This is a genomic window from Venatoribacter cucullus, from assembly GCF_016132445.1.
Classification (GTDB): Bacteria; Pseudomonadota; Gammaproteobacteria; order Pseudomonadales; family Oceanobacteraceae; genus Venatoribacter; species Venatoribacter cucullus.
In genome coordinates this window covers 1,754,524-1,774,879 of sequence record NZ_CP046056.1, presented here as the reverse complement: position 1 = coordinate 1,774,879, position 20,356 = coordinate 1,754,524, and the positions used below count along the sequence as shown (strand labels likewise).

Genomic DNA, 20,356 nt, shown 5'->3' with positions numbered 1-20,356 from the left:
GTTCAGCGCTTGTCGTACACCGCCACTAATTGCCGGCTGAGGGCCAGCAAGGTGCCGTCGGCACTGAAGATCCGCGCTTCGGTGTGGCCATAGCCATGATGCGCCTGACGAATTTCCGCCTCGTACCAGAGCCAGGCATCGGCGGCCAGTGGCTGGGCTAATAAGTGCAGCGGGCTGACCAGTTCAACACTCCAGGTGATGCTGGCGCAAGGTGCCGGCTGACGTAACTTCTGCAGTAATACCGGCGGCCAGGCATCAATTAAGGCCACCAGGTGGGCATTGGTTAAGGGCGCGGAACCATCACTGAAACGCATCCAGCCGTGCAGGTGGTTATCCGCACTGCCACTGAACGGCAGGCCGCCGGCGACGTAAGTGAAATCGATATGGCGGGTAAACTCCGGCGTAACGCCTTTAATGTACGGCAGGGCGGTGCCGCTGCCCGGCTTACCCAGCGGCTGTAATGGGTAAGCCACTTCAACAGCCGATACCCGCTCGCGGCCATAGCAAGCGTTCAGCAGGGTGACCGGCTCATCGTTCTGGATGGCTTCCGCCTGATAAAGGGCCACCGATTTACCCACCCGGCGGGGCTGGGATTGCAGGGTAAAGGGCACGCCGGTCTGCAGTGGCCCGCAGAAGCTGATGCTGAGTGAGCGCAGAATCTGCTCCGCTGAGGCCTGTTGTTCAACCTGCGCCAGTAATAACGCTGCTGACAAACCGCCAAAGGTGGTGCGACCCTGGCCCCAGCTCGGATCGATGCTCAGTTCCTGGTTATGCAGCGCCTGCTGCAGGTAATCATCAAAATTCATAATGTGGTCCGGTTTTTCATTATCCTGCTGGTCAGCCGCTACGTTATCATGATGCGCATAACCAGCGGCAGGCCGGTTTTGCCAAGGGCCGGTGTTGCTGGCATAAAATTCCGGTCTTATGGGCATTGCTGAGCATTAATGTCAATTATGGGCGGCGATGTGGCCATTGCGCCCGGGTTTGCTTCAGGTATAACGGCGGCCCGGTTGCTGTGGCAGCCACAGAAGTAAACCGACTGGTAAGCAATAACAGGCGAGCAATAACAGGTGAGAAACTCATGACGTTATCCGTAAAAACCCGGGCTGAGCGCTTTCTGGCGACCTTGCGTCATTGCCAGCTGCTGGGGCTGACGGTAGAAAAAGCCGAAGAAAATTTGCTGGTAATGCGTCTGCCTTACAGCGACAAAATTGTTGGTAACCCCTTAACCGGTACCGTACATGGTGGCAGTCTGACCACCTTAATGGATACCGCCTGCGGTACCGCGGTATTTTCCAGCCTGCCCGGTTTTGAACTGTGCCCGACGCTGGATCTGCGTATGGATTATATGACCGCGGCCGAACCGGGGAAGAACCTGTTGGCCGAAGCGCGGGTGGTGCGCATTACCCCGAATGTGGTGTTTACCGAATGCCGGGTGACGCAGGAAAGCGATGGTGATCTGATTGCCAAATGTGCCGCAGCGTTTATGCGCATTGGCCCGGAAATGACGCCGCCGGAATTCCGTGCCGCCATTGAACAGGGTGACGTTTTTAAAGGAGCAGCGCTGTGAGTTTTGAACAGATTATTCAGCAGGCGCAGCAGAGTGGTGATTTTAAACCCCTGGTGGCCAGCATTCCCTATGCACAATTAATTGGCCTGGAGTTTCAGCGCTTTGGCCATGATGTGTTATTCACGCTGCCGAAAAACCCCGACAATATCGGTAACCCGATTTTGCCGGCCATTCATGGCGGCGTGATCGGTGGCTTTATGGAACTGTCGGCTTCCCTGCATCTGATGATGACCATGGACACCGGCGCACTGCCGAAAATGATCGACTTTTCGCTGGATTATCTGCGCGCCGGCCGCCATCAGGACACCTTTGCTGAATGTCAGGTGTGGCGCCAGGGTTCGCGGGTGGCCAACGTCGCCATTACCGCCTGGCAAACCGATCGCACCAGTCCTATTGCCACCGCCCGGGCGCATTTTCTGCTGGCCCGTTAATTTTTCGGTTAATGCTTTATTCAAATCTTCTGTGGCCGGGCTTGTTCCCGGCTTTTTTCCGTCTTAGACTGAGTGCCGTTTCTGTCGGGGTGCGTCAGGTGATTATGTTCTGCATAACACCAAGTCGCTGAGATCGCATTGATTATGCGGATCCCGTTGAACCTGATCTGGTTAGTGCCAGCGTAGGGAACAGAAAGGCGGGATTCTCTGCGTCAGCTGTCCGGCTGTGCTGGTTCTGCCTCCTCGTTTTTTCTCCGCTGCCTGCCGTGTTTTTTTCTCCCTGTCGATTGCACCGACAGGACTGCAAAAAGGTACTGAGCATGGGCAAACAACAAAACAGCCACGCCTTGCGTAATTCGCTTTCTGTCACTGAATTATCCCGACAACCCTTTCCGGGGTCGGAAAAAATACACATTCCGGGCAGCCGGCCTGATTTGCAGGTGGCACTGCGTGAAATTCATCTGACGCCGACCCGGCTGGCCAGTGGCGGCGAAGAAATTAATCCGCCACTGCGGGTCTACGATACTTCTGGCCCCTATACCGATCCGGCCGTGCAGATTGATGTGCGTAAGGGCTTACCGGCGTTGCGTCAAAACTGGATTGCCGAACGGGGTGACAGCGAAGCATTGCCGGCGTTCAGTTCCGCTTACGCCCGGCTTCGGGAAATGAATCTGACGCTGGAACCCCTGCGGTTCGATTTAAAGCGCAAGCCGCGCCGGGCGCTACCCGGTAAAAACGTCAGCCAGCTGTGGTATGCCCGTCAGGGGATTATTACGCCGGAAATGGAGTACGTGGCGATCCGCGAAAATCTGGCATTGAGCAGGGCGCAACTGGACGAAGCACAGAAACATCAGCATCCCGGGCTTAGCTTTGGCGCGTCGATTCCAGCGGAAATTACCCCGGAATTTGTACGCAGTGAAATTGCCCGGGGGCGGGCGGTTATCCCTTGTAATATTAATCATCCGGAAACCGAGCCAATGATTATCGGGCGTAATTTCCGTACCAAGGTGAACGCCAATATCGGTAACTCGGCCGTGACGTCTTCCATCGAGGAAGAAGTTGAGAAAATGGTGTGGGCCACTCGTTGGGGGGCCGATACTGTGATGGATCTCTCCACTGGCGACAATATTCACGAAACGCGTGAATGGATTATCCGCAACTCACCGGTACCGATCGGCACTGTGCCGCTGTATCAGGCGCTGGAAAAATGCAATGGCGTGGCCGAAGACCTGACCTGGGAAATTTATCGCGACACCTTAATCGAACAGGCTGAGCAGGGTGTGGATTATTTCACCATTCACGCCGGTGTTCGTCTGGCCTATATTCCGCTGACCGCCAACCGGGTGACGGGTATTGTCAGCCGGGGTGGTTCGATCATGGCGAAATGGTGTCTGGCGCATCATAAAGAAAATTTTCTTTACACCCATTTCGACGACATCTGCAAAATTATGCAAGCCTACGATGTGTGCTTTTCGCTCGGCGATGGGTTGCGTCCGGGGTCCATTGCCGATGCCAACGATGCCGCTCAGTTTGCCGAATTAAAAACCCTCGGCGAGTTAACCAGAATTGCCTGGCAGCACGATGTGCAGACCTTTATTGAAGGGCCGGGCCATGTGCCGATGCATTTGATCAAGGAGAATATGGAACGGCAGCTGGAGCATTGTGCCGAAGCGCCGTTTTATACGCTGGGGCCTTTAACCACGGATATTGCACCGGGTTACGATCACATTACCTCAGGTATCGGCGCGGCATTAATAGGCTGGTACGGCTGCGCCATGCTCTGCTATGTCACCCCCAAAGAGCATCTGGGGCTGCCCAATAAAGACGACGTAAAACAGGGATTAATGGCCTACAAAATTGCTGCCCATGCCGCCGATTTAGCCAAAGGCCATCCGGCGGCGCAGCTGCACGACAATGCCATGTCGAAAGCGCGGTTCGAATTCCGTTGGCAGGATCAGTTTAATCTGGCCCTCGACCCGGATACCGCCCGCGCTTACCACGACGAAACCCTGCCGAAAGAAGGCCATAAACTGGCGCATTTCTGTTCGATGTGCGGGCCGAAATTCTGCTCCATGAAAATTTCGCAGGAAGTGCGCGATGTTGCCGCTGCGCAGGCCGCTCAGGAAACCCGGCAGGCGCTGCAGGAAAAAGCCGCCGAATTCCGCGCCCAGGGCAGCCAGTTGTACCGGGAGGCTGAAGTATGACGCCACACCCAATCCACTGGCATATTGCCGGTGCCGGTTTATTGGGCAGCTTGTTGGCGTGGCGTCTGGCCCGGCAGGGCATGCCCGTCAGTGTCTACGAACAGGCATCCGCTGAGTCTCCGCAAGCCGCAGCCTGGACGGCTGCCGGTATGGTTGCGCCCTGGTCGGAAGCACCGCTGTGCCATTCGCAGGTGTTTCAGCAGGGCTTACAGTCGCTGGCGTTATGGCCGGCATTGCTGGAAGAGCTGGCGCAGGATACCGGCATCCGGGTGGCTTATGGCCAGAGCGGCAGTGTGCTGGTGGCGCATCCGGCGGACAAGGGCGAGTTGCTGCAGTTTGGCCGTTCTTTGCGTCAGCACGGCGGTTGGCCTGGTGGCCGTACTGACAGTGTGCAGCCGTTACAGGTGGGTGAACTGCAGGCTTTGGAACCGGCCCTGAATCCGCAACTGCTGGCCGGCTTCTGGCTGCCGCAGGAGGCGCACATCGATAACCGCGCCTTATTGGTGGTGCTGCAACAGGCCGCACAACAGGCGGGCGCTGTGTTTCATTTCAATCATCCGGTGGCCACGTTGCCGGTCGGACAGGCCCGGCCGCAGGATATCTGGCTCGACTGTCGCGGTACGGGCGCACGGTCGGATATGCCGGCGCTGCGCGCGGTGCGCGGCGAGGTGCTGTGGCTGGACAGCGCCGAGGTAAACCTCAGCCGCCCGGTGCGGTTGTTGCACCCGCGCTATCACCTGTATCTGGTGCCGAAGGGACAGGTCGATGGCCGTTACCGCTACGTGCTGGGCGCAACGGAAATTGACAGCGATGACCGCTCGCCGGTGAGTGTGCGTTCGGCGCTGGAGCTACTGAGTGCCGCCTACAGTCTGTGCCCGGCGCTGGCCGAGGCCCGTATTCTCAGCTTCGAGGTCAATTGCCGCCCGGCGCTGCCCGACCACCAACCCTGCATTGTGCCGCTGGCCGGGCAGGGGCTACGCATTAACGGCCTGTTCCGTCATGGCTATTTGCTGGCGCCGGCCGTGCTGCAGCAACTGCAGACGGAGTTTGATTTACCCCTGCAAGTACCCGTGTCAGAAGCGGCGCCACGGTGCCGTACGGAGGCCTCCCCATGCGTTTAATTATTAATGGTGAGCCTTATGAATGCCGGGTTTACCCGGGCTCGCTGCTGGCACTGCTGCAGCAGCTGGGTTTTTTGTCGGATGATGCCACGGCGTTTTCCATGCGCTTTGTGGTGGCCCTCAATCAACACATTATCAGTTCCAGCCGCTATGCCAGTACGGCGCTGCAGGAAGACGACTGCATTGATGTGCTCAGCGTGATTACCGGAGGCTGATATGAGCAATGCATTGGTGATTGCCGGTGAAACCATTGGCAGCCGCTTGTGGCTGGGCTCGTCGCTGTACCCTTCGCCGCAGGTGATGAGTGAGGCATTGCAGGCCGCACAACCGGGGTTTGTGACCTTGTCGTTGCGCCGTCAGAGTGCCGCGCAGGTACAGCAACAACAGCAGCCGGACAGCCACTGGAGTTTGCTGCAGAGCTACGTGCGTGACAGTGGGGCGCGCTTATTGCCGAATACCGCCGGTTGTTATACGGCGCGCGAAGCGATTTTGCTGGCCCAAATGGCGCGGGAATTATTCGCCACCGACTGGATCAAGCTGGAAGTCATCGGTGATGACTACAGCCTGCAGCCGCATCCGCTGCAACTGGTGGAAGCGGCGCGCGAGCTGATTGCACAGGGCTTTAAGGTGCTGCCCTATTGCACCGATGATCTGGTGTTATGCCGCACCTTGCTGGAGCTGGGCTGTCCGGCGGTGATGCCCTGGGCCGCGCCGATCGGTACCGGCAAAGGCCTGCTGAATCCCTGGCAACTGCAGACCCTGCGCGAGCGGCTGCCGGATGCGGTGCTGGTGATTGATGCCGGACTCGGCAAACCCTCGCAAGCCATGGCGGCTCTGGAAATGGGCTTTGATGCCGTGTTGCTGAACACCGCCGTGGCACGGTCGCAGCAACCGGTGGCCATGGCGGCGGCGTTCCGTCAGGCGGTGGATGGAGGCCGGCAGGCCTATCGGGCCGGACTGATGTGCGAACAACAACAGGCCAGCCCGTCGACGCCGGTACTGGGGTTGCCGTTCTGGCATCAGGAGGGGGCGTTATGACCCAACCACCGTTGATCTGGAGTCTGACCGCCAGCGACAGCAGCGGGGGTGCCGGCAGTGCCGCCGATCTGCGCGTAGCCCAGGCCATGGGAGTGGATTGTGCGGTGATCACCCTTGCCATTACCGCTCAGAACAGTGCGGGCGTGCAGGCGCTGACACTGGTCGATACGCCAATGTTGGAAGCGCAGTGGCAAAGCCTGCGGCAGGACGGCTGGCCGGCGGTGATCCGGCTTGGCTGGCTGCCGGCCAGTGTGGAATGTCTGCGCTGGCTGTTACCAAAGCTGCAGGCATTTCCGGGGCAGGTGGTGTGGGACCCGGTGTTATCCGCCAGTCAGGGCGGTGTGCTGCAGTCGTGCTGGCAAACACCGGCGTTGCGGCAATACCTGATGGCGTTGCTGCAGCGATGCCGGGTGATCACCCCCAACCGCACCGAAGCCTGTTTGCTGACCGGCTTACCCGTTGCCAGCAACCTGGCCGATTGTGCTGCTGCGCTGCAGGCGCTGGGAGCACAGACCGTATTGATTACCGGCGGCGACAGTCCGCTGGATGACGATGTTCTGGAAGACTGGTGTTTCAGTGCCGCGCATGACCACAACGATGAGTTACCCGGACCGCAACTGTTGCCCGTGTTCCGCTTCCGTCATCGGCACATCGCCCGGCAGGTTCATGGCACCGGCTGTCATCTGGCGGCGGCGCTGGCCTGTGCGCTGGCGCAGGGGCATAGCCTCTACGACGCCCTCATTCAGGCCGTGACCATGGCTCGTCTGGCCGTTCGCTGCGCCAGCCACCGGAGCAGTGGCTATGACAATGCCCGTGCGGTGCCGTTGGAGCAGGCCACGGCTGAGGATTGGCCGCTGGTGTTGCCGGCTGATGAAGAGTGGCCGGATAACGCGTTTCTGCCGGCCGCACCGCTTGGGCTGTATGGGCTGGTGGATAATCTGCTCCATCTGCAACAGTTGTTGGAATTAGGCATCGACAGCCTGCAGTGGCGGGTCAAAGACCCCGGACCGGAGTATCAGGCCGACACTGCCCGCGCCATCGAGTTGTGCCGTGCGGCCGGGGTGCCGCTGTATCTGAACGATGACTGGCAACTGGCACTGGAATTGGGGGCCTATGGCGTACATCTGGGGCAGGAAGACGTGCTGACAGCGGATTTGCCTGCGCTGCAACGCGCCGGCATCCGGCTTGGAATCAGCACTCACAGCGACTGGGAAATTGCCCGTGCCCGTGGCGTGCAACCCTCGTACATCGCGTTTGGGCCGGTGTTCCCGCCGTTATCCAAACAGCTGCGTTATCCGCCTCTGGGCATAGTGCAACTGAGCCGTTGGGTGAGCTGTTTTCAGAATCATCCACTGACCTGCATTGGCGGCATTACCCATCAGAATGTGGCCCAGGTTCTGGCAACCGGCATAAGTTCGGTGGCGGTGGTCACGGATTTACGTGCCGATGATGCGCTGGCGCAGCGGCTGATGCAGTTCCGCCGCCGGTTACCGGCCATTCGGAAGGAAGCTCTTGAAATGGTGTAAGACGGCCCCATTTACTCCGGCATAGCAACGACGCTGACTGTCGTTGCGTGCTTAATCAACCGGATGGTAAAGGAGTAGGGCATGACTGCCGCCAGCAAAGAAACCCTGGGTTTTAAAACCGAAGTCAAACAACTGCTGCATCTGATGATTCACTCTTTGTACTCCAACAAAGAGATTTTTCTGCGGGAATTGATTTCCAACGCCTCGGATGCCTGCGACAAACTGCGCTTTGAAGCACTGCAGAATGATGGCCTGTACGAAGGCGACAGCGAACTGGCGGTGCACATCGATTTCGATAAAGACGCCGGCACCCTGACCATTGAAGACAATGGTATCGGTATGAACCGTGACGATGTGGTTAATCACCTGGGCACCATTGCCAAGTCCGGCACCGCCGAATTTTTAAGCAAATTAAGCGGCGATCAGAAAAAAGATTCGCAACTCATCGGCCAGTTTGGGGTGGGTTTTTATTCGGCCTTTATTGTCGCCGATAAAGTCACCGTAGAAACCCGTCGTGCCGGTGAAGCGGCGGACGCTGCGGTGCGCTGGGAATCCGCTGGTGAAGGTGATTTCACTCTGGAAAGCATTGAGAAAGCCAAGCGCGGTACTCGCATCACCCTGCATCTGAAGAAAGATGATGTGGAATTTGCTGACAGCTTCCGACTGCGTTCGTTAATTAAAAAATATTCTGACCATATTGCCGTGCCGGTTTTCCTGCCGCAGGAAACCAGCACTGATGATGCGGACGGTGAGGCGAAGAAAATTCCGGAAGCGGTGAACCAGGCCAAAGCCTTGTGGACCCGCAGCAAGTCCGATATCAGCGATGAAGATTACAAAGAATTCTACAAGCACGTTTCCCACGACTGGAACGAGCCGCTGCTGTGGATGCACAACAAAGTAGAAGGCAAGCTGGACTACACCAGCCTGCTGTATATTCCGGCCAAAGCGCCCTTTGATATCTGGAACCGCGAAGCGACACGTGGCCTGAAACTGTACGTGCAGCGCGTCTTTATCATGGACGACGCCGAGCAGTTCCTGCCGTTGTATCTGCGTTTCGTGAAAGGCGTACTGGATTCCAACGATTTATCGCTGAACGTATCGCGTGAAATTCTGCAGCAGGATAAACAGGTAGAAAGCCTGCGCAGTGCACTGGTTAAACGGGTGCTGGATAGCCTGGAAAAACTGGCGAAGAACGAACCGGAAAAATACCAGACCTTCTGGAATGAATTTGGTGATGTGCTGAAAGAAGGCCCGGCTGAAGATTTCAGTAACCGCGAAAAAATCGCTGCGTTATTCCGTTTTGCCACGACTAAAAGTGAGGGCGAAGCGCAAAGCGTGGGGCTGGAAGACTATGTCGCCCGCATGCGTGAAGGGCAGAAAAAGATTTACTACATTACCGGCGAAAATTACGCCGCCGTGGCCAGCAGCCCGCATCTGGAATATTTCCGCAGCAAAGGAGTGGAAGTATTGTTGCTGACCGACCGCGTGGATGAATGGATGGTCGGCCACCTGACCGAGTTTAATGGCAAGCTGTTCCAGGACGTGACCAAAGGTGAACTGGATCTGGATGATCTGGCCGACAGCGCTGAAAAAGAACAGCAACAGGCGCTGGCCGAAACCCATAAAGACCTGGTGGAGCGCGTGCAAAAAGCGCTGGAAAGCGAAGTAAAAACCGTACGCGTGACGTCGCGTCTGACCGACTCTCCGGCCTGTCTGGTGGTAGGGCAGTACGATATGGGTGGCCATATGCGGCGCCTGTTGGAAGCGGCTGGCCAGCAGGTACCGGAACCGGAATCCACCCTGGAAATTAATCCGGCGCATCCGTTGATTGAACGGCTGGATAAAGAGCAGGACGAAAACCGCTTTGCTGAGCTGGCGGCGCTGATTTACGCGCAGGCGCAGCTGGCGGAAGGCAGTCAGCTGAAGGAACCTGCGCAGTATGTTGCGCGTCTGAATAAACTGCTGCTGGATTTGCTGCAGTAACGACACCCTGTGACGTAATGCACTGTTGGCGGCGGCCCTGGTTTTACCCCGGCCGCCGCGCTGTTATTATGCACAGCAATTTTTAACCGGGCATGAAGCCCGTGACTGAAACAACCATTGGGGATAGGCATGACGGCAGTTATCAAAAAAACACTGGCAGTTCTGGGCTTGGGTGTGGCGTTGGCGGCTCCGGCCGTACAGGCAGGTGGTTCACTGGATCTGAGCTTATCGAATGATGATTTCCGTTTTGCCTGGGATGCCACGCAGGCGAATTCCGGTATGCATGTTAATTTAGCCTGGCTGCATCATGAAGACGATGGCGACATGCTGGAAGCCGGTGTGCACGTGGTGGATGTGCGTCCGGGTAAGCGCAATCTGTACATCGGTATCGGCGCCAAACTGCACGCCATTAATACCGACTGGTTTGATGCCGGCGGTGTTGGCGTGGGTGGTTTTTTCCGCTATGCCTTTCCGGCGAACCGCGATGTGAGTGTGGCCGGTTATGGTTATTACGCACCTTCGGTACTGTCGTTTTCGGATGCCGATAACATCATCAACGCCGATCTGCGTCTGCAATACAGCATGATTCCGACCGCCCGCTTGTTTGTGGGTTACCGCTATGTCGGTATCCGCCTCGATGGCGGCGGCAGCCGTTATGAACTCGGTGATGGCCTGCACGCCGGCTTAAGCATCGATTTCTGAGGTTAACGATCATGTCGCACTGGCTGCGCCAGACCAATCAGAAACTCTATCAGTGCCGTTTGCTGCAGGAGCAGCAACAGCAGTGTGGCGAGCTGGTATTACAGCAGGCGTTACAGGAAAGTGCGCTGTACCAGCTGCGTGATGCCTGGTTGTGTTACCTGCACGAACTGGCCGAGGCGGCGTCATACCGCCAGCCATTCAGCAGTCTGGAGCAGTTGCTGCAACAGATGCCATTGGTCACCGGAGAAGTGCGCGAGCTGCAGCAGCTGGCGGCCGATCCGTTCAGCTGGCTGGCGCAGTTACTGCTGGCGGTGGAGCGCCAGATGCTGCCACCGGCGTCGGCCGCAGCAGGCCATCACCGGCATCGTCATGACGACCATCATCATCACCATGATCACGACCATGAGCATGATAACGGCCATGACGAGGATGATGCTGCCGCGCCACCGGCGCAGCGTATTGATCTGATTCCGCTGACCGCCGCCGAACCCGCCACCGACGTTGCCGGCTGGTCCCGGCAGCTGGAACGGCTGATCGATGCCCAGCGCGCTAATCGTCACGAAAGCTGAATGTCGCCACGAAAACTGATGCACTGCAACACGGCAGCCGGTTGGCTGCCGTGTTTCTGTTCTATTCAATTACTTTTTATTACTAACTGTTCTGTGGCGTCCTCAAGCTATTGGGGCACTGCTGTGATATAGTCGCGCGCCCTGTTTAGAGAGGCGGTTATGGCACGCTTTTTTGAAATCGTAGAACTTTCCAATGGTGATGTGGCCCTGCGTCGCGCCGACGATCAGGACGGTGATGCACTGGTATCCATTCATTTTTCCGACGACGCCCGTGCCAGTCTGCAGATGCATCATCTGGACGTTGCCCGGGTAATGCTGGAAGCCGGTGTGCGTAAAGTGGGCGAGTTGTCCGGTATGGAAGTTGAGCGTGATGATTTTGATACGCCGGAGTATCAGCAGCGTTTGCATTAAACAGTCACTGACGGTGTCTGTAATAAAAAAGCCCTGGCGTGGAAACGCACAGGGCTTTTTTTATGCTGCCGCGTTATGACCGAACCTTCAGGGCAGGCGTTGAATCAGCACCACGTGGCTGCCACTGCGCTGGGCTTGCTGGCGCAGCTGCAGGCGTTCTTCACGCGTCAGCTCGCCCTGCCATTCAATGATCAGGTGGCTGTTGGCGGCGGCCAGTACCTTGGTGCACAGCGCCAGCTGAGTATCGGCGCATAAATCCAGATGAATCACCGGCGACTTACCCAGCCCCAGACTTTCCAGCCATTGCTTGTTCAGCGTGCGTTGCGGGCTCAGCCACATCAGCCAGCGTTGCTGGGCATTGCACTGGGCCAGCAGCGGCAATAATTGCATCGGCTGAATGGCACTGCTTTCACCGACGATCATTTCGGTCAGGCTGCCGCTGACCGCGTGGTCGGCAGTGACCGGCAGAGCCGAACTGAGGGCCAGGCCCGGTTCAGACATGGTAAAAGATAACTGACGCATAACCATACCTCGGCAAATTTCTGACAGTTTCAGTGGCGACGGACAACGCCGACATACAGGCCTTCAATGGCGAACTCCTGTTCGCGCAGATCAACCTGAATGGGTTGGTAATCTTCGTTTTCAGGATGCAGAACCACCTGAGTACGCTGTTTTTCGTAGCGTTTAACCGTTACTTCTTCACCCACCCGGGCGACCACAATTTCACCATTACGGGCGGTGCTGGCTTTATGCACCGCAATGTAATCACCGTTCATAATGCCAATGTTTTTCATGCTGTCGCCGTGCACTTCCAGCAGGTAATCGGCTTGCGGATGGAAAAACTCCGGCGGAATGGTGCAGTAATCTTCAATATGTTCCTGCGCCAGAATGGGCTCACCGGCGGCTACCCGGCCAACAATCGGCAGGCCGGGATTCTGGGCTTCAACAATGCGTAAGCCGCGGGAAGCGCCCGGCATCATTTCAATAGCGCCTTTACGGGCCAGGGCTTTCAGGTGTTCTTCCGCGGCATTGGGGGAACGGAACCCCAGTTCGGTGGCGATTTCGGCGCGGGTCGGCGGAAAGCCGGTGTCTTCAATGGCCTTGCGGATAAAATCCAGAACCTGCTGCTGACGGGCGGTGAGCTTGATCATGATGCTTATCCAGTCTGTTGATCTATACAGTAGGTGTGAATTTATACAGTGTTTTGCCGGTTGTAAACCCTTTTCTGTGTCATAAGGCTGAAGTGTCTGCGCTTTGTGCTCGGTCAGCCGGCGTATTTCTGCTGAGTAATGTGACGGTGGTCTTGTCCGGCATGCTCTGTGCTTGCCTTTGTTATGTTTTAAACGTATGTTTGAAACACTTGTTTTTATACGCTGCCGGGGTTCCGGCAGTTATCGGGAGCCGGAACCCCATGGCACAGAAAGATACGGTAAAAAGCATCCTTAACGCCGCCGAAGAGCTGTTTTCCGAGCGCGGCTTTGCGGAGACATCATTGCGCAATATCACCACCCGTGCGGGGGTGAATCTGGCGGCAGTGAACTATCACTTCGGTTCAAAAAAATCGCTGATTCAGGCGGTGTTCGCCCGCTTCCTGGCGCCTTTCTGTGAACAGCTGGAGCAGGAGCTGCTGACCATTCACCAGCAGCTGCCCCAGCAGCAGCCACAACTGCGAGAGTTATTATTGCTGCTGTCGCGCACGGCCCTGCACGCCGGCCACGACAGTCCGCGCCGGCTGGGTATTTTTATGCGCCTGCTGGGTCTGGCCTATACCCAGGGGCAAGGCCACCTGCGCCGCTTTCTGCAAAAAGAATACGCGCCGGTATTTACGGTGTTTATGCAGCTGATTACCGCTGCGACGCCGGATTTATCCGATGAAGAACGTTTCTGGCGTATCCACTTTATGCTGGGCGCCACGGTCTTTACCTTATCCGGTGCCGATTCCCTTACGGCGATGGCGGAACATGATCTGGGCAAGGCCGCCGATGTTGCGCAAGTGATTGATAAATTGATACCTTTCCTCGCGTCCGGTTTGAACGCGCCCCATCAGGCTCAGTAACGCGCACCGGAATACACTGAGCGTTTTCCGGTATTGAGATGGATTTTATGATCCGTGATGGCGCCAGCGTCACTCCCCTGATAGAAATTTCCCTGGCAGATCAGCAGCTGCGTATTGCCAGTGCTGGTGTCTGCCATGTTTTTCCGGTATCCACGGCGAAGAACGGCCCGGGTGAGCAGCAGGGGTCAGAGCAGACCCCGCGTGGCTGGCACCGTATCCGTGCCGCGATTGGTGCGGGTGCGCCGCTGAATGCCGTCTTCCGTGGTCGTCGTGTCACCGGTGAAATATATTCGCCGCAACTGGCGCAGCAGCAACCTGACCGGGATTGGATTCTGACCCGCATTTTATGGCTGCAAGGCCAGGAAACCGGCCGTAACCGATTGGGTAATGTCGATAGCATGCGCCGCTTTATTTATATCCACGGCACGCCCGATTCCGAACCCATGGGCGTACCGGCTTCGCACGGTTGTATCCGTATGCACAATGCCGATTTATTACTGCTGTTTGCTCTGGCGCCACCGGGGACGCCGGTATGGATTCAGGAGCACAGTTTTGCGAGGATTCCATGCCGCAATCTCTGACCCACGCCGTCGGCGTGATCGCCGATCTTGCCGGTCTGCAGTTGAGTCCGGAGGATCATGAGTTTTTGCGCCAGCCGGAACTCAGCGGTCTCATTTTCTTTGCCCGTAATTACCAGTCACCGCAGCAACTGCAGGAGCTGACGGCGGCCATTCGTGAGTTGCGTCCGGATTTGCTGCTCTGTGCCGATCAGGAAGGCGGCCGGGTGCAGCGTTTTCGTACGGGCTTTACCCGGTTACCGCCGATGCTGACGCTGGAGCAGATTTACCACCGCAATCCTCCGGAAGCACTTGAGCTGGCACAGGAACTGGGTTGGCTGATGGCGGCGGAAGTGCGCGCCTGTGGTGTGCATCTGAGTTTTGCCCCGGTACTGGATATTGAACGCGATGTGTCCCAGGTGATCGGTGATCGGGCGTTCGGCCATGATGCTGCCACCGTTACCCGCCTGGCCGGGGCTTTTATTGCCGGTATGCAGCAGGCCGGTATGGCGGCCGTGGGCAAGCATTTTCCCGGTCATGGGGCGGTGGCGGCGGACTCACATCTGGCCTTGCCGGTGGATGAGCGGCCGTGGCCCCAATTGCAAACCGATATTGCTCCTTTTGCTGCCTTAATTCAGTCTGGTTTGCTGGCCGGTATTATGCCGGCTCACGTGGTCTATCCGGCTGTTGATGCGCAGTATACGGCGGGTTTTTCTGCGCTCTGGCTGCAGGAAATTCTGCGCCGCCAGTTGCAGTTTGAGGGCGTGATTTTCAGCGATGATTTATCCATGGCCGGTGCCGCCAGCGCCGGCGACTATGCCGGCCGGGCGCAGGCCGCCGCCGCCGCCGGCGCCAATGCCTTGCTGGTGTGTAACGACCGGGTCGCGGCGCAGCAGGTAATTGATGCCGCCCGTGGCTTACGCGCGGCGGGTGAGTTTACCGCGCTGTCATTAGCGTATTTGCAGGGGCCGGCCACCACCGTGGTGGATGCGGCTCGTCAACAACAGATCCGCCAGCGTCTGGCGGCCCTCTGGCAGGAATAAACGAACAGGAAGCCGATTGTTATGTCGTTCCAGAATATTGCCATTATTGGTGGCACTGGTTTAACCCAGCTGCAAGGCCCGCAGCTGAATCCGGCGCTGGTTGTGGAAACCCCGCTCGGCCAACCCTCGTCGCCTTTGCACAGCGGCCAGTGGGCCGGCAAAGAGGTGGTGTTTCTGGCCCGCCACGGTCACCCACACGCGGTGCCGCCGCATAAGGTGAATTACCGCGCCAACCTGCTGGCACTGCAGCAGCAGGGCGTGGATGCCATTATTGCGGTGAACGCCGTCGGTGGTATTACTCCGGCCATGCAGTCGGGTGTGATTGCGGTGCCGCAGCAGCTGATTGATTACACCTGGGGCCGTGACAGTACCTTTTTTGACGGTGAATTCCGGCCGTTACAGCACATTGATTTTACCCATCCCTACGACGAAACATTGCGCCGTGCCATCGTGCAGGCGGCGAAAAATGCCGGTATTGCTGCGCTGGATGGCGGCGTATATGGCGCCACCCAGGGGCCGCGGCTGGAAACCATCGCTGAAATCAGCCGCATGGAAAAAGACGGCTGTGATCTGGTTGGTATGACCGGTATGCCGGAAGCGGTGCTGGCGCGTGAGCTGGGGATTCCCTACGCCTGTATCTGTCTGGTGGTGAACCCGGCCGCGGGTAAGAGTGACGGGGAGATCACCATGGACTACATCAATAACGTGATTGCCAGTGGCATGCAGCAGGTGCGTGATTTACTGGCGGCGACGCTGGCGCGGTTGTAACCGCGCTTTAGCCGCTGGCGGCGCCGGGGCTCAGAGGCTGCTGGCGTCGGTCACCGGCACCACTTTCACCACAATGCCCAGCAATGGGTGGTCAATGTAGTGCAGTTCGCCACTGCGCATGCGCCGGCTTTGCTGAATGTGCGCAGCCCGCACTGGCACGGGTGCTGTTTCTTCGCTGGCGGAGCTGGCAATGGCGGCCTGTGTCAGCAGATCGGTGCGGTAATCGCTGCGGATCGGGCTGTTTAACGGCTGCAGATCGGCCAGTGCCGGCACCAGTGACGGTTCAAAATGCTGCACCACGATGTCAGTACTTACATGCAGAAACCGGCTGCGATGCAGACTAATGCTGCCGCTCAGGTGAATATCCAGCTGGTCCGTAAGGCGGATATCCAGCGGATGCACAATGGCCTGTTCCTGCTCCTGAATGGGCTCTACCCAGGCCTGATGCCAGATCACCTGCATATCCGGATGTTTTTGCAGGCGTTCTGCCTCGGCTTGCAGATGCCGGTTGGGTAAGGGTTGCAGTGGCAGGTCCCAGCCGGCAACCGGCGGCCGGCTAAAACCAAACCCGGCCAGCAGGGCGTTATAGCCGCTAACGGGTGGGGTATGCCACCAGCGCAGATCGGGGGCGCGGGCTTCGGCCTGCGGCAGCGGCAGTGCATCGGGCCATTGTTCATCACCGATCAGCTGCGGATTCTGGTACGCCACCAAAACAACCTCTACGCGGTACCAGGGGGCGGCCTGCAGATTCAGGCTGCAGAACAACAGGGTACTGGCGAAGACAACAGAAAAGCGCGGCATCACGGATTCGGGTCCTTTTGCAATTCGGTAATGATCTGTTCGATCTGATGAAAGCGTTGTTCAATACCCGCCATATTCAGGCTGAATTTCAGGGTATTGCCACCTTCGAGCTTAAACGTTTTGGATTTGCTTTGTACCAGTCGCACCAGCGTGAAGGGGTTGATGCTGGTCTGGGCGGCAAATTCAATACGGCCACTCTGCTCGCCGGCGTCCAGTTTGGCAATGCCTAACGGGGTGAGTTGCAGTTTCAGCGCCGCCTGCCGGAACAGATTTTTGACCGGTTCCGGTAACAGGCCGAAACGGTCGATCATTTCTACCTGCAATTCACGCAACTGCAGTTCGTCGGCGGCACTGGCAATGCGTTTGTACAGCGTCAGGCGGCCATTAACATCGGGCAGATAATCGGCCGGAATCAGCGCCGGAATGTGCAGGTTTACCTCGGTACCGTGGTTAATGGCCAGATCAGCAGCGGGCATTTTGCCGGCCTTCATGGCTTTCACGGCCTGCTCCAGCATCTCCATGTACAGGGTAAAGCCGATGGTTTCGATCTGGCCACTTTGTTCTTCACCCAGCAGCTCACCGGCACCGCGGATTTCCAGATCGTGGGTGGCCAGCATAAAGCCGGCGCCTAAGTCCTGGGCGGCGGAAATGGCGTCCAGGCGTTTTTCGGCATCCTGAGTCATAGTTTTCGGCGGCGGGGTCAGCAGATAGGCATAGGCCTGATGGTGTGAGCGCCCAACCCGGCCGCGCAGCTGGTGCAGCTGGGCTAAACCGAACTTGTCGGCACGGTCGATAATGATGGTGTTGGCCGAGGGTACGTCGATACCGGTTTCGATAATGGTGGTACAGACCAGTACGTTAAAACGTTTGTGGTAGAAGTCGGCCATCACGCTTTCCAGCTGACGTTCTGACATCTGCCCATGGGCCACCACCACCCGTGCTTCGGGAATGGCCTCGGCCAGATCGCGGGCGGTTTTTTCGATGGTTTTCACTTCATTGTGCAGGTAATACACCTGCCCGCCGCGCAGAATTTCCCGCAGTACCGCTTCTTTGATGGTGGGTTCGTCGTGCTGGCGGACAAAGGTTTTCACGCTTAAGCGCTTGGCCGGCGGGGTGGCAATAATGGACAGATCGCGGATGCTGGCCATGGCCATGTTCAGGGTCCGCGGAATCGGCGTGGCGGTAAGGGTGAGGATATCCACCTCGGCCCGCAGCGATTTGATGCGCTCTTTCTGCTGCACACCAAAGCGGTGTTCTTCGTCGATGATCAGCAGGCCCAGATGCTCGAACTTAACATTGTTCTGCAGCAGTTTATGGGTACCGACCACAATGTCGGTTTTGCCGTCCAGCATCCGTTCCAGCGCCTGCTGGGTTTCTTTTTCCGATTTAAAGCGTGACAGCACGTCTACTTTTACCGGCCATTCGGCAAAGCGGTCGGCAAAATTCTGATAATGCTGCTGCGCCAGCAAGGTGGTGGGCACCAGCACCGCCACCTGTTTACCACTCTGAACGGCCAGAAAGGCCGCCCGCATGGCCACTTCGGTTTTACCGAAGCCGACGTCACCGCACACCAGCCGGTCCATGGGCCGTGGTGAGCACATATCCTTAATGACGGCATCAATGGCCGATTGCTGGTCGGGGGTTTCCTCAAACGGGAAGCCGGCGGCAAAGCGCTCGTATTCTTCATCCGGGCCGCTGAACGCATAGCCTTTGCGGGCTTCGCGGCGGGCGTAAATATCCAGCAGTTCGGCGGCGGTATCGCGGATTTTCTCGGCCGCTTTACGCTTGGCCTGGGCCCATTTATCGGTGCCGAGTTTGCTTAACGGCGCGCCGCCTTCTTCGGCGCCGCCGTAGCGCGAAATCAGGTGCAGCGACGACACCGGCACATACAGCTTGGCGTTGCCGGCGTATTCCAGCACCAGAAATTCATTCACCTGGCCACCGGCGTCCAGGGTTTCCAGCCCCATATAGCGGCCAATACCGTGGTCAAGGTGCACCACCGGGGCGCCGGGTTTCAGTTCGGACAGGTCGCGGATCACCAGCTCGGCATCGGTTTTCTGCTTCTGTCGGCGGCGGGTCTGACGGATACGCTGGCCGAACAGCTGGTTTTCGGTAACCAGATGCAGCAGGCCATCCGCCAGGCTGACACTGCTGCTGTCATCCAGCGGTGCTACCGTTAAACCAACCGGTGCGTCGCTGCGCAGGAAATCCTGCCAGCCGTCAAATTCCTGCGGACGCAGCTGAATACGGCCGAGCAGCTCTTTTAAGGCTTCACGACGGCCGGCGGATTCAGCACAGAAGAGTACCCGCTGCTGTTGCTGTTCCTGCAGCCATGTGTGCAGCCGTTGCAGGGGTTGTTCAAGTCGTACATCCACGCTCAGGTCCGGCAGCGGTACGCTGTGCAGTTCAGTGGCCCCCGCCCGTTGTGGGGCCGGGTTGCTGCTCCATTGCACCCGTGGGTACTGGTTCAGCTGGCTGAATAATTGCTCCACCGATAAAAACAGCTGGGCCGGCGCCAGCACTGGCCGCAAACGGTCGTGGCGGCGGCTTTCGTAGCGCTGTTCCACATCTTGGCGGAACTGACGGGTGGCCGCTTCCAGCTGCTCGTCGTGGATGATCAGGGTCTGGCGCGGCAGATGGTCAAAAAACTGCCCGGTCTCTTCGCTGAAAAACAATGGCAGGTAATATTCAATACCAGCCGGAGCGATGCCCTGACTGACGTCGGTGTAGACCGGGCAGGCTTTCGGGTCCTGCTCAAAAAAATCAAACCAGCGCGCTTTGAAGGTGCGGATGGCGCTGGCGTTGAGCGGAAATTCCCGTGCCGGCAGAATGCGGATGGAATCCACTTTTTCCAGGGTGCGCTGGGTTTCCGGGTCGAAAGTGCGCAGGGTTTCGATGTCGTCGTCGAATAACTCGATGCGGAACGGTGTGTCCTGACCCATCGGGAAAATATCGACAATGGCACCGCGCACGGCAAATTCACCGTGTTCGTACACCGTATCCACGCAATGGTAGCCGGCCGCTTCCAGTTGCAGGCGGGTGGTGTCGGTATTAAAGGACTGTCCCACATCCAGGGCAAAACTCTGGCCCTGATAAAAGCTGGCCGGCGGTAATTTATGCAGCAGGGTGGTGACCGGCAGAATCAGCACGCCCTGCTTTAAATCGTGCAGCCGGCTTAAGGTAGCAATACGCTGGGAGACGATGTCCTGGTGCGGGGAAAACAGGTCGTAGGGCAGAATTTCCCAGTCGGGAAAATGCAGCACCGGCAGTTCGCTGGCAAAAAAGCGGATTTCTTCTTCCAGTCGTAAGGCACTGGCCGGATCGGCGGTAATCACCAGCGTCAGCCCCGGTTGCTGCTCGGCGGCGGCGGCAATGGCCAGCGCCTGACCGGCACCGCGCAAACCACCCCAGAAAAAGCGCTCGGCAGCACGGGCGGGAATAGGCGGATGAAGTGGGCTGTGCATGCCGGCTCCTTAAGCGGGGTACGGAAAGAGGCCGGCAGTGTAACGGAAAACGCCGTGGCGGGTTAAGCGTGGTGTTGGCGTTGGGCGTTGGGCGTTTCTGCAGAGCGCGCAA

General features: G+C 57.9%; 20 protein-coding genes and 1 riboswitch. Of the genes, 15 read left to right on the top strand and 5 right to left on the bottom strand.

Annotation, left to right across the window (positions count from 1 at the left end):
* Window positions 1-2: 2 nt before the first annotated feature.
* Window positions 3-806: an acyl-CoA thioesterase gene (locus tag GJQ55_RS08460; RefSeq protein WP_228344543.1), complete on the bottom strand. Its 804-nt coding sequence runs from the start codon at window positions 804-806 to the stop codon at window positions 3-5.
* Between the two features lie 275 nt (window positions 807-1,081).
* Here GJQ55_RS08460 and GJQ55_RS08455 point away from each other — a divergent pair, with 275 nt between their 5' ends.
* The 11 genes from GJQ55_RS08455 (at window position 1,082) to GJQ55_RS08405 (ending at window position 11,555) form a co-directional block, all read left to right on the top strand.
* A complete protein-coding gene (locus GJQ55_RS08455; RefSeq protein WP_228344542.1) occupies window positions 1,082-1,570 on the top strand; it encodes a PaaI family thioesterase in 489 nt (162 codons plus the stop codon).
* Entirely contained in the window at window positions 1,567-2,001 is a 435-nt protein-coding gene (locus tag GJQ55_RS08450) for a PaaI family thioesterase (protein WP_228344540.1), read from the top strand. The genes GJQ55_RS08455 and GJQ55_RS08450 overlap by 4 nt, the downstream gene beginning before the upstream one ends.
* Window positions 2,002-2,076: 75 nt before the next feature.
* A riboswitch (TPP riboswitch) is annotated at window positions 2,077-2,207 on the top strand.
* Window positions 2,208-2,321: 114 nt separating this feature from the next.
* Window positions 2,322-4,205 (top strand): phosphomethylpyrimidine synthase ThiC, encoded by a 1,884-nt coding sequence (thiC, locus tag GJQ55_RS08445; protein WP_275944418.1) that lies wholly within the window; start codon window positions 2,322-2,324, stop codon window positions 4,203-4,205.
* On the top strand, window positions 4,202-5,326 hold the full coding sequence (locus GJQ55_RS08440; protein WP_228344539.1) for an FAD-dependent oxidoreductase: 1,125 nt from the start codon (window positions 4,202-4,204) through the stop codon (window positions 5,324-5,326). Before thiC ends, GJQ55_RS08440 begins: the two co-directional genes overlap by 4 nt.
* Window positions 5,317-5,541 (top strand): sulfur carrier protein ThiS, encoded by a 225-nt coding sequence (gene thiS / locus GJQ55_RS08435; protein WP_228344538.1) that lies wholly within the window; start codon window positions 5,317-5,319, stop codon window positions 5,539-5,541. Before GJQ55_RS08440 ends, thiS begins: the two co-directional genes overlap by 10 nt.
* A 1-nt stretch (window position 5,542) precedes the next feature.
* Complete coding sequence (locus tag GJQ55_RS08430) at window positions 5,543-6,364, top strand: thiazole synthase (RefSeq protein ID WP_228344536.1); 822 nt, start codon at window positions 5,543-5,545, stop codon at window positions 6,362-6,364.
* Window positions 6,361-7,890 carry a bifunctional hydroxymethylpyrimidine kinase/phosphomethylpyrimidine kinase gene (locus tag GJQ55_RS08425; RefSeq protein WP_228344535.1) on the top strand — a complete coding sequence of 510 codons (1,530 nt, stop codon included), beginning with the start codon at window positions 6,361-6,363 and terminating at the stop codon, window positions 7,888-7,890. Before GJQ55_RS08430 ends, GJQ55_RS08425 begins: the two co-directional genes overlap by 4 nt.
* A gap of 81 nt (window positions 7,891-7,971) precedes the next feature.
* Window positions 7,972-9,873: a molecular chaperone HtpG gene (gene htpG / locus GJQ55_RS08420; protein WP_228344534.1), complete on the top strand. Its 1,902-nt coding sequence runs from the start codon at window positions 7,972-7,974 to the stop codon at window positions 9,871-9,873.
* A 129-nt stretch (window positions 9,874-10,002) separates the two neighbouring features.
* Window positions 10,003-10,575, top strand: coding sequence for a YfaZ family outer membrane protein (locus tag GJQ55_RS08415; RefSeq protein WP_228344533.1), 573 nt, complete (start codon window positions 10,003-10,005; stop codon window positions 10,573-10,575).
* A gap of 11 nt (window positions 10,576-10,586) precedes the next feature.
* Window positions 10,587-11,144, top strand: a complete 558-nt coding sequence (locus GJQ55_RS13385) for a DUF6586 family protein (protein ID WP_267874257.1) — start codon at window positions 10,587-10,589, stop codon at window positions 11,142-11,144.
* A 159-nt stretch (window positions 11,145-11,303) separates the two neighbouring features.
* Window positions 11,304-11,555 (top strand): hypothetical protein, encoded by a 252-nt coding sequence (locus GJQ55_RS08405; protein WP_228344532.1) that lies wholly within the window; start codon window positions 11,304-11,306, stop codon window positions 11,553-11,555.
* 87 nt (window positions 11,556-11,642) lie between these two features.
* On the opposite strand, the gene GJQ55_RS08400 is transcribed toward GJQ55_RS08405, so the two are convergent.
* Window positions 11,643-12,077, bottom strand: a complete 435-nt coding sequence (locus GJQ55_RS08400) for a cell division inhibitor SulA (RefSeq protein ID WP_228344531.1) — start codon at window positions 12,075-12,077, stop codon at window positions 11,643-11,645.
* 29 nt (window positions 12,078-12,106) lie between these two features.
* A complete protein-coding gene (gene lexA, locus GJQ55_RS08395; RefSeq protein ID WP_228344530.1) occupies window positions 12,107-12,706 on the bottom strand; it encodes a transcriptional repressor LexA in 600 nt (199 codons plus the stop codon).
* Window positions 12,707-12,966: 260 nt separating this feature from the next.
* Here lexA and GJQ55_RS08390 point away from each other — a divergent pair, with 260 nt between their 5' ends.
* The 4 genes from GJQ55_RS08390 to GJQ55_RS08375 are packed head-to-tail and all read left to right on the top strand — an operon-like array spanning window position 12,967 to window position 15,979.
* Entirely contained in the window at window positions 12,967-13,611 is a 645-nt protein-coding gene (locus GJQ55_RS08390; RefSeq protein ID WP_228344528.1) for a TetR/AcrR family transcriptional regulator, read from the top strand.
* Window positions 13,612-13,649: 38 nt separating this feature from the next.
* On the top strand, window positions 13,650-14,192 hold the full coding sequence (locus GJQ55_RS08385) for a L,D-transpeptidase (RefSeq protein ID WP_228344527.1): 543 nt from the start codon (window positions 13,650-13,652) through the stop codon (window positions 14,190-14,192).
* Window positions 14,177-15,211 (top strand): beta-N-acetylhexosaminidase, encoded by a 1,035-nt coding sequence (gene nagZ / locus GJQ55_RS08380; RefSeq protein ID WP_228344526.1) that lies wholly within the window; start codon window positions 14,177-14,179, stop codon window positions 15,209-15,211. The genes GJQ55_RS08385 and nagZ overlap by 16 nt, the downstream gene beginning before the upstream one ends.
* 21 nt (window positions 15,212-15,232) lie before the next feature.
* Window positions 15,233-15,979 carry an S-methyl-5'-thioinosine phosphorylase gene (locus tag GJQ55_RS08375; protein WP_228344525.1) on the top strand — a complete coding sequence of 249 codons (747 nt, stop codon included), beginning with the start codon at window positions 15,233-15,235 and terminating at the stop codon, window positions 15,977-15,979.
* Window positions 15,980-16,009: 30 nt separating this feature from the next.
* On the opposite strand, the gene GJQ55_RS08370 is transcribed toward GJQ55_RS08375, so the two are convergent.
* Both GJQ55_RS08370 and mfd read right to left on the bottom strand, forming a co-directional pair.
* Window positions 16,010-16,780, bottom strand: a complete 771-nt coding sequence (locus GJQ55_RS08370) for a CsiV family protein (RefSeq protein ID WP_228344524.1) — start codon at window positions 16,778-16,780, stop codon at window positions 16,010-16,012.
* Window positions 16,780-20,244: a transcription-repair coupling factor gene (gene mfd, locus GJQ55_RS08365; protein ID WP_228344523.1), complete on the bottom strand. Its 3,465-nt coding sequence runs from the start codon at window positions 20,242-20,244 to the stop codon at window positions 16,780-16,782. The genes GJQ55_RS08370 and mfd overlap by 1 nt, the downstream gene beginning before the upstream one ends.
* Window positions 20,245-20,356: the final 112 nt, after the last annotated feature.

Excerpts from the sequence above, each read along its gene's own strand:
- GJQ55_RS08460 (WP_228344543.1), bottom strand. The coding sequence starts at position 806 with ATGAATTTTGATGATTACCTGCAGCAGGCGCTGCATAACCAGGAACTG.
- GJQ55_RS08385 (WP_228344527.1), top strand. The coding sequence starts at position 13,650 with ATGGATTTTATGATCCGTGATGGCGCCAGCGTCACTCCCCTGATAGAA.
- GJQ55_RS08425 (WP_228344535.1), top strand. The coding sequence starts at position 6,361 with ATGACCCAACCACCGTTGATCTGGAGTCTGACCGCCAGCGACAGCAGC.
- GJQ55_RS08415 (WP_228344533.1), top strand. The coding sequence starts at position 10,003 with ATGACGGCAGTTATCAAAAAAACACTGGCAGTTCTGGGCTTGGGTGTG.
- thiC (WP_275944418.1), top strand. The coding sequence starts at position 2,322 with ATGGGCAAACAACAAAACAGCCACGCCTTGCGTAATTCGCTTTCTGTC.
- GJQ55_RS08370 (WP_228344524.1), bottom strand. The coding sequence starts at position 16,780 with ATGCCGCGCTTTTCTGTTGTCTTCGCCAGTACCCTGTTGTTCTGCAGC.
- mfd (WP_228344523.1), bottom strand. The coding sequence starts at position 20,244 with ATGCACAGCCCACTTCATCCGCCTATTCCCGCCCGTGCTGCCGAGCGC.
- GJQ55_RS08455 (WP_228344542.1), top strand. The coding sequence starts at position 1,082 with ATGACGTTATCCGTAAAAACCCGGGCTGAGCGCTTTCTGGCGACCTTG.
- GJQ55_RS08390 (WP_228344528.1), top strand. The coding sequence starts at position 12,967 with ATGGCACAGAAAGATACGGTAAAAAGCATCCTTAACGCCGCCGAAGAG.
- nagZ (WP_228344526.1), top strand. The coding sequence starts at position 14,177 with ATGCCGCAATCTCTGACCCACGCCGTCGGCGTGATCGCCGATCTTGCC.
- GJQ55_RS08400 (WP_228344531.1), bottom strand. The coding sequence starts at position 12,077 with ATGCGTCAGTTATCTTTTACCATGTCTGAACCGGGCCTGGCCCTCAGT.
- GJQ55_RS08405 (WP_228344532.1), top strand. The coding sequence starts at position 11,304 with ATGGCACGCTTTTTTGAAATCGTAGAACTTTCCAATGGTGATGTGGCC.
- GJQ55_RS13385 (WP_267874257.1), top strand. The coding sequence starts at position 10,587 with ATGTCGCACTGGCTGCGCCAGACCAATCAGAAACTCTATCAGTGCCGT.
- GJQ55_RS08440 (WP_228344539.1), top strand. The coding sequence starts at position 4,202 with ATGACGCCACACCCAATCCACTGGCATATTGCCGGTGCCGGTTTATTG.
- GJQ55_RS08375 (WP_228344525.1), top strand. The coding sequence starts at position 15,233 with ATGTCGTTCCAGAATATTGCCATTATTGGTGGCACTGGTTTAACCCAG.
- htpG (WP_228344534.1), top strand. The coding sequence starts at position 7,972 with ATGACTGCCGCCAGCAAAGAAACCCTGGGTTTTAAAACCGAAGTCAAA.
- thiS (WP_228344538.1), top strand. The coding sequence starts at position 5,317 with ATGCGTTTAATTATTAATGGTGAGCCTTATGAATGCCGGGTTTACCCG.
- GJQ55_RS08430 (WP_228344536.1), top strand. The coding sequence starts at position 5,543 with ATGAGCAATGCATTGGTGATTGCCGGTGAAACCATTGGCAGCCGCTTG.
- lexA (WP_228344530.1), bottom strand. The coding sequence starts at position 12,706 with ATGATCAAGCTCACCGCCCGTCAGCAGCAGGTTCTGGATTTTATCCGC.